A 14,252-nucleotide genomic window follows, 5' to 3' on the forward strand; every position below is an offset into this window, starting at 1 on the left:
TCGCGTATATAATTAGTGTACTTTTGCCGATTCTAAAATTTTTAATATATGCCACAACAACATAAGAATAGTTTTTTCTTTTTAGTATATCTAGTAGGGTTAAGTATCATAGGGTTTTTAGCAACAGATATGTACTTACCAGCATTTGACAAGATGCGTATTGATCTTGACACCACTAAAAGTAATATTAGCGCTACCTTAAGTTTATTCCTTGCTGGATACGCTATCGCACAACTAATGTGGGGACCAATATCTGACAAAGTCGGTAAACCAAAAACCATTATAATAGGTCTTAGTATATTCACTATTTCCTCTTTAGCAATTTTCTTTACAGATAGCGTAATCGCCTTTATCGTATTAAGACTAATACAAGCTATCGGAGTATGTGCTGCTGCTGTTAGCTGGCAAGCCTTAGTTATAGAAAAATATCCTTCTAGCGAGACGAATAAGGTATTTGCATCTATTATGCCTTTAGTAGCCCTATCACCCGCTCTAGCGCCTTTATTAGGAGTATACTTATTAGATCATTTCGGATGGAGATCTATCTTTATCACATTAGCAATTATATCTGTTCTTCTGATTTTATACACTTTCACTATAAAAGAAGAAAAGAAAGTAGAAGAAACAGTACAAGTTGAAGCAAAGAGTATTTCTTATTTCGAAATACTTAAGTCAAAAAAATACGTAGGTAATGTACTTATCTATGCATTGTGCTCTGCTGCCTTCTTTGCATGGCTGACAGGATCACCTTTCTTCTTAAAAGAAATGGGATACAATGAAAGCGAAATAGGCTTTAGTTTTGTACCTCAGACCATTGCCTTCTTAGTAGGTGGCTTTGGATACAGAACACTATCTTCTAGAGTAAATGGAGACGTATTAATGCCTTTCTTTATAGCATTATTTGTTATCGCTATTAGTTCACTTACAGCATTAGCAGTGTTTACTACTCCTACCCTGACTACCTTATTAATCCCGTTTTGTTTAATGGCTTTTGTCAATGGAGCATCATACCCTATTGTAGTTTCAGAAGCTTTAAAGCTATATCCTAATAACTCAGGTAAAGCAGCTGCTCTGCAAAACACTATTCAATTAGGAATGTGTTTTATCGCTAGCTCCATAGTTTCTCTATTTACAGAAGACGCTTTATTTACTACTGTATTAGTTATGACCGGAACTATTCCACTAATATACATAGCCTACCGATTGACAAAAAGTTCAAAATAATAGACACAAAAAAAGGAACCTAAATATTTAGGTTCCTTTTTTTTATATATTCTATCTACATATTATGCGTTAGATACATCTACAGTAGTTGCTTCTGCAATTTGTTTGTAAGTACCATTCTCTAACTTCTCGCGGATAGCTTCATAAGCTTTTAATGTCTCATCGATATCCTCTTTAGTATGAGTTGCTGTAGGAATCATTCTCAATAAGATAATTCCTTTAGGAATAACTGGATAAACAACGATTGATAAGAAAATATTATAGTTCTCTCTCAAGTCATTTACCATAACCATTGCCTCAGGAATACTTCCTTCTAAGTACACAGGAGTAACACAAGTATTTGTATCACCGATGTTGAATCCTCTGTCTTTTAATCCATTCTGAAGTAAGTTTACATTCTCCCATAACTTCGCTTTTAACTCAGGATTAGTTCTTAAAAGCTCTAAACGTTTTAATGCTCCTTTAGTGAAAATCATTGGTAATGATTTTGCGAACATTTGAGAACGTAAATTATATTTTAAATAATCAATAATATCTTTATCTGCTGCTACGAAAGCTCCGATAGAAGCCATAGACTTAGCAAAAGTAGAGAAGTACACATCGATACCATCTTGACATCCTTGCTCCTCACCTGCTCCTGCTCCTGTAGCACCTAGAGTACCGAATCCATGAGCATCATCAACTAATAAACGGAAGTTGTATTTCTCTTTAAGAGCTACTATTTCTTTTAATTTACCTTGTTGACCTCTCATACCGAATACCCCCTCAGTGATCACTAAGATACCTCCACCTGTAGTTTCAGCCATTTTAGTTGCTCTCTCTAAGTTCTTTTCGATACTTTCGATATCATTGTGTTTATAAGTAAAACGTTTACCCATATGTAAACGAACACCATCAATAATACAAGCGTGAGAATCTACATCGTATACGATTACATCATTCTTCGTTACTAAAGCGTCGATGATAGAAACCATCCCTTGGTAACCAAAGTTTAATAAATAAGCTGCTTCTTTTTGTACGAATGCTGCTAATTCATTTTGTAATTGCTCGTGCATTGTAGTATGTCCAGACATCATACGAGCACCCATTGGATAAGCTGCTCCATATTCAGCAGCTGCTTCAGCATCTACTTTTCTAACTTCTGGGTGATTAGATAAACCTAAATAATCATTGATACTCCAGTTAATAACTTCTTTTCCATGAAACATCATACGATTTGACAAAGGTCCCTCTAGCTTAGGAAACACATAATATCCTTCCGCTTGAGATGCCCATTTTCCTAAAGGCCCTTTATTTTTCTGTATTCTGTCAAATAAATCGTTTACCATAATATAACTATGTTTAAAAAAACAATTGCAAAAATAATGATATTTTGTATGCTTTCATAATAAATAGGGAACTATTTGAACCGAAACCCCTCTAACTGTGATAGTATTAAATGCATTTTACATATAATATCTCAATATAAAAACGCGAACAAAATGACCATTTTTTTCACAAAACATCTAATGAAAAGTGTTTTTAAAATAAAAACCTCCCAATATGGGAGGTTTTTACTTCATATTTTTAATATAATGCAGGGTATAAATTAGGATTTACCTCATTCATCATTGCATAAACTTTTTCAAAAACATCTTCTGATGATGGCTTAGAGAAGTAATCTCCGTCTGTACCATAAGCAGGTCTGTGTGCTTTAGAAGTCAATGTTTGAGGATCGCTATCTAAGTGACGGTATCCTTTTTGTTCTTCTAACACTTTTTGAAGGATATAAGCAGAAGCACCACCTGGCACATCTTCATCGATAACTAACAGGCGATTTGTTTTAGCAAGACTCTTCACGATATCGTGGTTCAAGTCAAATGGCAATAAAGACTGAGCATCTATAATCTCAACATCTATTCCTACTTCTAACAACTCTTTTGCAGCTTGCTCTATAATTCTTAAGGTAGAACCATAAGATACGATTGTCATATCTTTTCCTTCTTTGATTGTCTCTACTACACCGATAGGAGTTTTAAACTGCCCTAAGTTATTAGGCATTTTCTCTTTTAAGCGGTATCCATTAAGACACTCGATTAATAAAGCAGGCTCATCACTCTCTAATAAAGTATTGTAGAATCCTGCTGCTTTTGTCATATCTCTTGGAACTAATACATGCATTCCTCTGATTGCATTTATAATCATCCCCATAGGAGATCCTGAATGCCAGATACCTTCTAATCTATGACCACGTGTTCTAACAATCAATGGAGCTTTTTGGCGACCTACTGTTCTATATTGAAGAGTAGCTAAATCATCACTCATGATTTGGATAGCATATAATAAGTAATCTAAGTACTGAATCTCAGCGATAGGTCTTAGCCCACGCATTGCCATACCGATACCTTGACCTAAGATAGTAGCCTCTCTAATACCAGTATCTGTTACTCTATTTAATCCATGTTTCTCTTGAAGTCCTTCTAATCCTTGGTTTACGTCACCGATATTACCAGAATCCTCTCCGAAGATCATCACATTTTTATGATTTTCTAAGATAGTATCGAAGTTATCTCTTAGTACTACACGAGCATCTACTTCTGTAGCATCTGCATCATAAGTAGGCAGTACCTCTTCAATAGCTGTAGCTGTACCCGTCATTAGGTGAGAGCTATATCTAGGTTGGTTCTTAGCGAAGAAATCATCGATATACTGCACTAATGCACCTTTACCTGATTCTTTAATCACCATTCTCAGTACCTTACGAGCTGTAGTGATTACATCTCTTCTGATTGGCTCTTTAATACCAGCTAAATCATTAGCCATCTTCTCTATAAATACTCTATTTGCACTAGATGCAGCTACAGTACCTAATAAAGCTACTAATTCATTACGCTCAGCGATGATTGGATCTACATAAGCTTTCCAAGCAGCTTTTTTGCCTTCTAGTACTTCTTTTTTAAGTTGTTTATCTAGCTCATCTAACTCTTCCGCAGTAGCAATATCAGAAGTAATCATCCAGTTTCTCATCTGAACGATACAATCGTGCTCTACTTCCCAAGCTAAACGCTCTGGACTCTTATATCTCTCATGAGAACCCGATGTAGAGTGTCCTTGAGGTTGAGTTAACTCTTGTACGTGTACTAATACAGGTACGTGCTCTTCTCTAGCTATTTTAGAAGCTTGGTTATAAGTATCTACTAAAGCTACATAATCCCATCCTTTCACACGTAAGATTTCATATCCATTACCATGCTCATCTCTTTGGAATCCTTTTAATATCTCAGAGATATTCTCTTTTGTAGTTTGGTATTTTGCGTGTACAGAGATACCGTATTGGTCATCCCACACATTCATTACCATAGGTACTTGTAATACCCCAGCAGCATTGATAGTCTCGAAGAATAATCCTTCTGAAGTAGAAGCATTACCTATCGTACCCCATGCTACCTCATTACCATTTACAGAAAAGTTTCCTTCCTTATCAGCATCTGCAAACTCTCTATAAAATTTAGAAGCTTGAGCTAATCCTAATAATCTAGGCATTTGCCCAGCTGTAGGTGATATATCTGCACTTGAGTTTTTTTGGTCAACTAATTTTTTCCAATTTCCGTTCTCGTCTAAGCTGTGAGTAGCGAAGTGCCCTCCCATCTGACGACCTCCAGACATCGGATCATTCTCTAAATCAGCATGTCCAAAAAGTCCTGCAAAAAATTGTTCTACTGTCAATTGTCCTATCGCCATCATAAAAGTCTGATCGCGGTAATATCCAGATCTAAAGTCTCCATTCTGAAAAGCCTTCGCCATAGCAAGCTGTGGCACCTCTTTTCCATCTCCAAAAATTCCAAACTTCGCTTTTCCAGTAAGCACTTCACGTCTACCAAGTAAACTACATTCTCTACTTAGTTTCGCAATCTTATAATCTTGAATTACTTCTTTCTTAAAATCATCGTAAGAAAGAGCCGTTTTTGTTTCTTTTTGACTCATTGTAAAATACACTAATTTACTTGTTACGAATATAAAATAATATCACTAAAAAAGCTAGTACATACTTCTTCATTATATTGAATTAATACATACATCTTTTGATAATCAATCAAAAAAACAGTAAAAAAATTACACTAAGTAAAAATTAAAGTATTTTTAACAAAACGATATTATGAATTTCGTAATCACATATAAAAAAATATCCCCTACAAAGAGGGGATATCTATTATTCGATAATTGTTAAAATATCTTCTAGTGCAAAACGTACTTTCTTCATAGGTAATAACCAATCATTTTCATGATCTCTTTCTCCTATCGCTAAAATAGTTACACTTCTCAGTCCTTTCTTATCTAAACCTAATGCCTCATCTAACTGATCATTATAGAAGCCCTCCATAGGTGAAGCATCTACTCTTAACTCAGCCGCAGCTGCAATAGCCATACCAAAAGCAATATAAGCCTGACGAGCTGCATGCTCTGCTTGCTTCTCTTGTGACATTGCTGCAAAGTTACCTTTGATAAATCCTTTATAATCATTCATAGCACCAGGAGCTAACTCTCTCGTCTTCTCTACATTATCGAATACAGCATCAATGCGCTCTTCTGTATAAGCATCCCAAGCAGCAAAAACCAAAACATGTGAACTATCCACCACCTGACTTTGATTCATAATCACAGGTAATAGCTTCTCTTTTAACTCTTGATTCTTGATTAAGATCATCTCGAAAGGTTGTAACCCAGAAGAAGTAGGTGCCATACGAGCTGCCTCGATGATCTGCATTACTTTTTCGTCTGCTATCTTAACTGAACTATTATATTTCTTAGTAGCATAACGCCACTGTAAACTCTTTAGTAACTCCATAATTTATTAATTATCTCTTAGCCAAAAAAGCTAAAACATTATTCTCTATACGTTCATTAATATTAGAGATATCAGCCTTCACAAATGGTTCTCCTATAATCTTCTCATATAGCTCTATATATCTATCTGATACACTATTGATATACTCATCCGTCATCTCTGGTATTGCCTGTCCTTCTTTTCCTTGAAAGCCATTGCTGATTAACCATTGTCTGACGAACTCTTTAGACAATTGCTTTTGAGCCTCCCCTTTTGCTTGTCTTTCTTCATAGCCCTCTGCATAGAAGTATCTAGAAGAATCTGGCGTATGTATCTCATCGATTAACACAATCTTTCCGTCTTTAGTCTTCCCAAATTCATATTTAGTATCCACTAAGATCAAACCGCGCTCTGCTGCTATCTCACTTCCTCTCTGATACAGTGCGTGTGTGTATTGCTCTAATACCAAATAATCTTCTTCAGAGACAATCCCTCTTGCCAAGATATCTTCTCTCGAGATATCTACATCATGAGCTCCTAAATCTTCTTTAGTAGATGGAGTGATAATAGGTGATGGCAATTGATCATTCTCTTTTACCCCTTCAGGCAAGGTCACTCCGCATAACACTCTCTTTCCTTCTGCATACTCACGAGCAGCATGCCCAGCTAGATAACCTCTGATCACCATCTCCACCTTAAACGGCTCACATACATGCCCCACCGCTACATTAGGATCAGGTGTAGCTACTAACCAGTTAGGAACGATGTCACTTGTCATCTCCATAAACTTGGTTGCTATCTGATTTAGGATTTGTCCTTTAAAGGGAATTCCCTTAGGCATAATAACGTCAAAAGCCGATAATCTATCTGTAGCAACCATAACTAATAAGTCGTCTGCTATATTATAAACTTCTCTTACTTTTCCGCGGTAAACTGACTTTTGATTTGGAAACTCAAAACCCGTTTTTGTGATTGTGTTATTCATATTCTTGTTATAGTTGTGTAGTTCTTTTCTATTCTAGTAGGCTATCAAATCTAATAGCGCTGTTTCAAATCTGTCCTTAGGCAGATATTGATCTTCTAAAGCTTTCACAAATGGTATGGCTGTCTCTAAACTGGCTACCCTTCTTACAGGTGCATCTAAGTCTTCAAAACAATTCTCCATAATCATCGCCGACATATCACTTGCAATTCCTCCGAATAAGGAATCTTCCTGCAAAATTATAACTTTATTTGTTTTTTTCACTGATTTAAATACAGTTTCCTCATCTAAAGGTTGTAAAGTTCGTAAATCTATCAAATCAGCCTTAATATCAGGGTGCTTGTCTAGCACTTCCATCGCCCAATGCACTCCTGCTCCAAAGGTCACTACGGTCACATCTGCCCCTTCTCTCAACACACTCGCCTTTCCAAACGGCAGTGTATAATAATCCTTAGGTACATCCTGATAAATACTCCTATACAACAGTTTGTGCTCAAAGAAGATCACAGGATTAGGGTCATTAATAGCAGTAGCCATTAGCCCTTTTGCATCATACGGAAAAGCAGGGTACACTACCTTAAGTCCTGGTGTTTTTGTAAACCAAGCTTCATTGGTCTGTGAGTGGAATGGGCCTGCTTGTGTACCACCACCACACGGCATACGCACGACCACATCTGCCTTCTCATTCCATCTGTAATGTATCTTTGCCAAATAGTTTACAATCGGATTAAACCCAGTAGATACAAAATCGCCAAACTGCATCTCCATAATCGCTTTTCCTCCATTGATAGAATACCCCATCGCGGCAGAGACTACTGCGCTCTCACAGATAGGTGTATTGCGAATACGCCCTTTGCCAAACTGCTCTACGAAACCATCTGTTACTTTAAATGCACCTCCGTATTCTGCAATATCTTGCCCCATGATGATTAAGTTATCATGGCGTTCAAAAGATTGTTTTAACCCTTCTGATATCGCATCTATCAGTCGAATATTAGCTACTTCTGCTGTTGGTTGTATATCTTCATACTGATAAGGAGCATACATATCATTCAGCTCTGTAGCCAAGTCCGCTACTATAGCAGGCTCTTCTTGTGTTGCCTTCCAGTCCTTGTCTATCTCTTGTTTAAACTCTTCTCTAATCTGTTCGTCTAAAGCATCTGTCAGTACGCCTATTTCTTTTAGATAAGCTCTGTAATTCTCCACAGGGTCTTTTAGTTGCCACATATCCATCAGTTCTTGAGGCACATACTTTGTACCACTAGCTTCTTCGTGCCCACGCATTCTAAAGGTCAAGAACTCTATCAATACAGGACGAGGATTCTCACGCATAGATTGTGCCAGTGCACTGATCCGCTGGTATACTTCTAAGATATTATTCCCATCTATAATATGACTTTCCATCCCATATCCTATCGCACGATCTGCTAGATGCTCACATCTATACTGCTCATTCGTAGGAGTCGACAGTCCATAACCATTATTCTCGATTACAAAAAGAACAGGTAAGTCCCACACAGAAGCAATATTCAGCGCCTCGTGGAAGTCTCCTTCAGAAGTAGCTCCTTCACCTGTAAATACTGCTGTTATCTTATTCTCATTTCTCAAGGTATGCGCTAGGGCAATACCATCTGCTACACCCAACTGAGGCCCTAGATGAGAAATCATCCCCACGATATGATACTCTTGAGTACCGAAGTGAAAAGAGCGCTCACGTCCCTTAGTGAACCCATTTGCCTTTCCTTGCCATTGAGAGAACAAGCGGTGTAAAGGAATATCTCTAGAGGTAAACACCCCTAAGTTTCGGTGCATAGGCAGAATGTATTCGTCCTGCTCTAAACTAGCAGTCACTCCTACACTGATAGCCTCTTGCCCTATTCCGGAGAACCATTTAGATACTTTGCCCTGTCTGATCAGGATAAGCATCTTTTCCTCTACCATTCTAGGTTTGAGTAATTTTTTATAAAGTCCAAGTAACTCTTGGTCTGTTAAGTTTTTTCGGTCGTAATGTAATTGTTTCATAATTGGTTTAATAGACTCTAAAAATAAGCATTTGCCCCTACTAAACAAATTAATTCTAAACAAGTAATTACATTATTCTATAATCACTTTTACAACTCATAACAATACTTACTTTCAAAAAACTTTAAAACATTCTTACCATAAACTTGATTAAACTCTTCTTCTGTTATTTCTATTTCTTTCCCATTCTTTATCTTATAATACCATGTTGGCGGATTAAAAGAATCATCTATTTCTCTTGTTCCAATATAGGTTCCAAAAACAGCATAGAGCTTATTCTCATGTAACTTATAAACTTTTTCAGTTCCTCCTCTACCTTCTCCATATTCGTATAATAACTTCTTTCTAAAATCTGTTCCAGGTACAGAGGTATAAATAGAATCATTATATACTTCATCAAAAACATACTCTTTACTATTGGAATTATACAATAAGAATTGAAATTTGACTGGTGGATACGCTGGTAAAAAATGAAATGCTGAAATATCTAAATAACCATCAAAATTATAATCTTGTAAATAAATCTTAAAATTAGGTTCGTCCTTATAATACCAAAATACAGACTCAATTTCTATTCGTTTAACCTCATGTTTATCACTTATTTCAGCTATCTCAGTTACATTATAAGTATCGTTCGAATAATCAGTTTTATTTAAAAACGCTTTATACTGTTTCTGAGGGTACCCCTTACCTTTAGGGTTAGCCATTACAAAAGGCATTACAGCACCATTGCTCACATTAGTCCATTCACCTACTACCTCTCCTTTATCATAATCAAAGTGCCCTCTGAATGTATTACCAAACTCTTCTTTAAACTCTAAAATTCCATGACTCACAGTTCCATTAATATCAATAAAAGTTCCATTATTTAGATAATAGTAATATCCTGATATCTCGTCTTCAAATACTTTTAAATACATATCAAAAGCATATTTATCATCTATCTTACCTGTAAAATGGTACGTATAATGAACATCTACATCCTTCCATCTTTTATCTGTAAAATCAGCACTATCATCCCACTCGCTTAGTTCTCCTTCGTCATCCCACTCCTCTTCTGCAAGAACCACTTCTTCTGTAGTCGTATTAGGAAATTCTTCTATCTTCTTCTTACAAGATATAGTGACTAATACCACACTTAATAACAATAATATTATTTTACTCTTCATATTTCAACTTTATTAACTCCTTAAAAATAAAGTTATTTTCATTCAGCTCCCTTATCCTTTTTACTTATAAGTATAATTCACAATCTACACCATCTCTCTTGCTGATTCTAGGAGTATTCTAGGGGTTTTCTTGCAGTTTACTAGCCTAGAGAGGCATTTTCTCGAAGGAAGGTGCAAGGATGCCTCTAGCAACCCTCAAGCAACATCATAGAAATATAAGCTAAACTCAAATGTCAAATCAACTTTCAATAAAGACAGTTTTAAATAAAATGCTGATAGTATTCAAAGTATTTTTAACTTTTTTTGCCTCTAAAAACGTATTTACTGGCTTCATCAAGGGTTCAATAAATGGACGAGAAGTGAACTAGAAGAAAAGTACCCTTCTGATATCTTAATTTTACAAAAAATAAAGCAACCATTTAAAAATCAAAATTATGGCAGAAGCAATGAACGGAATGTTAGGTGGCGTATCTGGTAAGGTAGGTCCCGTAATAGGCGTAAGATGGCGAGGTCGCTATTTCTGGCGATCTAAAGCGAGGAAAAGCACTAAACCTTTTTCAGAAAAACAACGGATACAGCAGGAGAAAATGGCACTTGTATCTTCTTTTTTAGCCAAAATAAGAGGATTTATTAATCAATACACACCAATGAGACAAGGTGAGAAATCACTTATCAATGGGACAGAACAACAATCTTCGTTTTTACTCAGACATGGTATCGGCTATGAAGGTGACAGAGGGTACTTACAACTCAATCTAGTCACTGTATCTATAGGAACACTTCCTGTAGCACATATCCATAAAATACAACTTACAGAAGATAAGCAAATCAAACTAGAATGGGAAGACAATAGCTATAACAGCATGACAGCAGAATCTGACCTGCTAAGCGTCGTAATCTTTCACAATGAAGAAGAGGAATTTCAGATCTATGATACGGTAGGACAACGAATGGATAAAATAGGACTGATCACACTGAAAGAACAATGGACTTACGGTACGATCCATATCTGGACAATGTGGAAAAACAAAGAAGAGACACTGAATAGCACAAGTTTATATCACGAAGAAATAGCTCTAGATTAGCTGATCAGATACAGTGTAGTACTCTACTTCATTCCTGCCTAAACAACCGATAGAAATGAAGTAGATACACTATGCTATTATACCTAATAGAACTTTTATATTATCTATCAGATTCATTTCATAGTACATTAGGTAGAATAATGAACTATATAATCTGATGATGATAACTGATGTAACGCTTAAAACAAAAAAAGGATTAGATAACCTACTGATTATCTAATCCTTTTTAATACTTCTAAGAGCAACAACTATTTCTTAAAGTCCTCCATAGGTACATAGATAGTGGTAGTCGTAGGAGTGTAAATACCAAAAGTAATACATCCTAATAGACCATCTACAAAGCTCATTTGAGTCTTCACAACATAGTTCGTTTTCTTATCTGCTAGTTCACTTCCTTTATACCCTTTGTTTAAAGGAATTAAACCTGCTATAAGCGCATGATTCTTCTTTTTGTTTACTTCTACCACAGGCATTGTTAGATCAGTATCACCTACTGCTACTTTTGCTGTATAACAAGATGTCATAGTTATTGCAACTACACAACACATCAAGGCTAATTTAATTGTCTTCATTTTTACTATTCTTATTTTTAATGATTCTAAATATACTACCCCTTGAAGTATATTAAAAATAGAGAGACAGTATTATAACAATATCATAGATAATATAGATTATCAAATAAATAACTTATAAAAAATATTAAAAACAGAAATGTAATTTAAAAACACTACTATTTAGAACAGTAATAAATAAAGACATAAATAGTCAATTTAAGCTATTCACTTTATAAATCAGATTACGTATCGCTAATTAGATCTAAATAAGTTTTTTTTACATACAAATCAAGGCGAAATATACACTGATTAATACAACAAATAACTCCCCCTAAAAGCTTTATCCCCCTCAGAATCACCTTACATATTAACCCAATACTACAAAGCAATTCTGCCCCCTGGTTCTTTCATTAGCGATATAACCTTACTCTAAGTGAAATCACTCATGTAGACCTGTTTTGTATAATAACTATTCGTTTAGATGCCAAATACATAATCTGGGTTAAAAATGAACTAAGATTTACACTAGATTAATCATTTCCCATTTATAGTACTTATATTTGCAAGGTTATACATTGAATAAACTACTCTGTCAGGGGAATCGTGTGAAACTCACGAGCTGTCGCGCAACTGTAAGTAATTAGAACTAATTATAAGTCAGATCACCTACACAGTAGAAGTATAATATTATGGTATTGCTTTCGCGATTTGAAGCAACATAGTTATACTAATATCTTTCCCTTATGACATTTTAGAAAGAATAGTATACTAAACAACTAAAAGCCAAAATAGCTATTCCATAATTTATGAATATTAAAAGTAATAACTAACTCAAAAAAGAATCATTACAACAATATGGAAGGTCAATTAACAAACAGAGAGTTACGTATCCAAAAAAAAATAAAGGATTCGGAAACACACGTATTTAAAGCTGTATTCCCAGGACAAACTAATCACCACAACACCATGTTCGGTGGAGCGGTAATGTACATTATGGATGAGATAGCATTCATGACAGCTACACGTTTCTGTCGTAAACCTATTGTAACTGTATCTAGTGATAAGATTGATTTTAATCATCCTATCCCTGCAGGAACACTAGTAGAGCTTATCGGGACAGTAGTACGTGTAGGAAGAACGAGCCTAGATGTACGCGTAGATGTATTCGTAGAAAGTATGTACAGAGAAGGAAGAGAAAAAGCGATGACTGGTACATTTACTTTAGTAGCGATCAATGAGAGCAAACGCCCTGTTCCTGTATTTGACGAAGTAGAAGAATAGTAAATCTTTATATCATACAAAAAATCCCTAACGAATAATCATTAGGGATTTTTTTATACACACTGTTTTGATTTCTATTCTAAAAACAGCACACGCTTGGCGTCTTCTAACAAGAATTTGCTCAAGCCACAACACTATTTCACAATAAAAGCTACCTTATTCAGATAGCTTTTATCGCAAAAAAAATTAAAGATTATTCAGCAATTGCTTGCTCAACTTCGTCTAACATCATTTTGATAGACTTAAGTCCTCCTCCTGATAAATACCATATTTCTGGGTTTAAGAAAATGATTTTATCATTTTTATATGCGTTTGTTTGTTTTACTAATGCATTAGCAAACTCCTCTTTACCCATAGTAGCTCTCTTAATAGCAGCTCCTCTATCGATTACGAAGATGTAATCTGGGTTTAATTCTTTAATGAACTCATTAGAGATCGCTTGACCATGTGTAGCAGCTTCGATGTTTTGATCAGCAGGTTTTAATCCGAATACATCATGGATAATCCCGAAACGAGATCCTTTTCCATAAGCACTTAAACGTCCTTCGTTAGCAAGCACAACTAAACCTCTTTTCTCAGATTTAGCAGTAGTCTCGTTAATCTTAGCCACACGCTCATCGATTACTTTTAACTCTTTCTCTACCAACTCTTCTTTACCAAACAACTTACCTACTGTACGTTGGCTAGCTTTAAAAGAATTCATATAATCTTTAATATCAATATCAAGATTAATAGTAGGAGCTATTTTACTAAACTCATCATACATAGCAGCAGTACGAGCTGCGATAATGATAAGTTCTGGTTCAGCTTCATTTATTTTCTCCATATTAGGTTCTTTAATACCACCTACATCTACTAAGTTAGCATCATCTGCATACTTAGATAAGTAAGCAGGCATATTACCTTTAGGAGCTCCTTTAAATTCTATACCTAAATCCTCAAAAGTATCTATCATTCCATAACTAAGAATAACAGTGTTTTTAGGGTTTTCTTTTACTTCAGTAGTTCCTGACAAGTGCTCAACTGTCACTTTTGCTACATTCTCCTCTGTAGTCTCTGTCTTCGTTTCTTTACAAGACGTAAAGATTAAAGCTGAAGCTGCCACGCAGCTTATTAAAAATTTACTCATAA

General features: G+C 35.5%; 11 protein-coding genes. 3 read left to right on the forward strand and 8 right to left on the reverse strand.

The genetic code is table 11. The annotated features are described in order from the left end of the window. The first annotated feature begins 48 nt into the window (after nucleotides 1-48). Nucleotides 49-1,224: a purine nucleoside transporter PunC gene (gene punC, locus HX049_RS08775; RefSeq protein ID WP_006259381.1), complete on the forward strand. Its 1,176-nt coding sequence runs from the start codon at nucleotides 49-51 to the stop codon at nucleotides 1,222-1,224. A 62-nt stretch (nucleotides 1,225-1,286) separates the two neighbouring features. Here the strand turns inward: punC and HX049_RS08780 are convergent, their stop codons facing one another. The 6 genes from HX049_RS08780 to HX049_RS08805 all read right to left on the reverse strand — a co-directional run bounded on the left by HX049_RS08780 (nucleotide 1,287) and on the right by HX049_RS08805 (nucleotide 10,201). Beyond that, nucleotides 1,287-2,552 carry an aminotransferase class I/II-fold pyridoxal phosphate-dependent enzyme gene (locus HX049_RS08780; protein ID WP_006259382.1) on the reverse strand — a complete coding sequence of 422 codons (1,266 nt, stop codon included), beginning with the start codon at nucleotides 2,550-2,552 and terminating at the stop codon, nucleotides 1,287-1,289. A gap of 238 nt (nucleotides 2,553-2,790) precedes the next feature. Continuing rightward, nucleotides 2,791-5,187 (reverse strand): alpha-ketoacid dehydrogenase subunit alpha/beta, encoded by a 2,397-nt coding sequence (locus HX049_RS08785; protein WP_006259383.1) that lies wholly within the window; start codon nucleotides 5,185-5,187, stop codon nucleotides 2,791-2,793. 226 nt (nucleotides 5,188-5,413) lie between these two features. After that, nucleotides 5,414-6,049 carry a nitroreductase family protein gene (locus tag HX049_RS08790; protein WP_006259384.1) on the reverse strand — a complete coding sequence of 212 codons (636 nt, stop codon included), beginning with the start codon at nucleotides 6,047-6,049 and terminating at the stop codon, nucleotides 5,414-5,416. Between the two features lie 10 nt (nucleotides 6,050-6,059). Then, nucleotides 6,060-7,013, reverse strand: a complete 954-nt coding sequence (locus HX049_RS08795) for a phosphoribosylaminoimidazolesuccinocarboxamide synthase (protein ID WP_006259386.1) — start codon at nucleotides 7,011-7,013, stop codon at nucleotides 6,060-6,062. Nucleotides 7,014-7,046: 33 nt separating this feature from the next. Beyond that, nucleotides 7,047-9,032 carry an alpha-ketoacid dehydrogenase subunit alpha/beta gene (locus HX049_RS08800; RefSeq protein ID WP_006259387.1) on the reverse strand — a complete coding sequence of 662 codons (1,986 nt, stop codon included), beginning with the start codon at nucleotides 9,030-9,032 and terminating at the stop codon, nucleotides 7,047-7,049. Between the two features lie 89 nt (nucleotides 9,033-9,121). Continuing rightward, complete coding sequence (locus tag HX049_RS08805; RefSeq protein ID WP_006259388.1) at nucleotides 9,122-10,201, reverse strand: XAC2610-related protein; 1,080 nt, start codon at nucleotides 10,199-10,201, stop codon at nucleotides 9,122-9,124. 434 nt (nucleotides 10,202-10,635) lie between these two features. Between HX049_RS08805 and HX049_RS08810 the strand changes: the two genes are divergently transcribed. Continuing rightward, the gene (locus tag HX049_RS08810; RefSeq protein WP_006259389.1) at nucleotides 10,636-11,286 is read left to right on the forward strand and encodes a DUF6266 family protein; all 651 of its coding nucleotides are present in this window, start codon (nucleotides 10,636-10,638) and stop codon (nucleotides 11,284-11,286) included. 248 nt (nucleotides 11,287-11,534) lie between these two features. Here HX049_RS08810 and HX049_RS08815 read toward each other — a convergent pair whose 3' ends face one another. Next, a complete protein-coding gene (locus tag HX049_RS08815; RefSeq protein WP_006259390.1) occupies nucleotides 11,535-11,858 on the reverse strand; it encodes a Bor family protein in 324 nt (107 codons plus the stop codon). Between the two features lie 837 nt (nucleotides 11,859-12,695). On the opposite strand from HX049_RS08815, the gene HX049_RS08820 reads away from it, so the two are divergent. Beyond that, nucleotides 12,696-13,121, forward strand: a complete 426-nt coding sequence (locus HX049_RS08820) for an acyl-CoA thioesterase (RefSeq protein ID WP_006259391.1) — start codon at nucleotides 12,696-12,698, stop codon at nucleotides 13,119-13,121. A 193-nt stretch (nucleotides 13,122-13,314) separates the two neighbouring features. Here HX049_RS08820 and HX049_RS08825 read toward each other — a convergent pair whose 3' ends face one another. Continuing rightward, on the reverse strand, nucleotides 13,315-14,250 hold the full coding sequence (locus tag HX049_RS08825) for a siderophore ABC transporter substrate-binding protein (RefSeq protein WP_006259392.1): 936 nt from the start codon (nucleotides 14,248-14,250) through the stop codon (nucleotides 13,315-13,317). Between the last annotated feature and the right edge of the window lie 2 nt (nucleotides 14,251-14,252).

Source organism: Myroides odoratimimus, from assembly GCF_030326305.1.
Classification (GTDB): domain Bacteria; phylum Bacteroidota; class Bacteroidia; order Flavobacteriales; family Flavobacteriaceae; genus Flavobacterium; species Flavobacterium odoratimimum_A.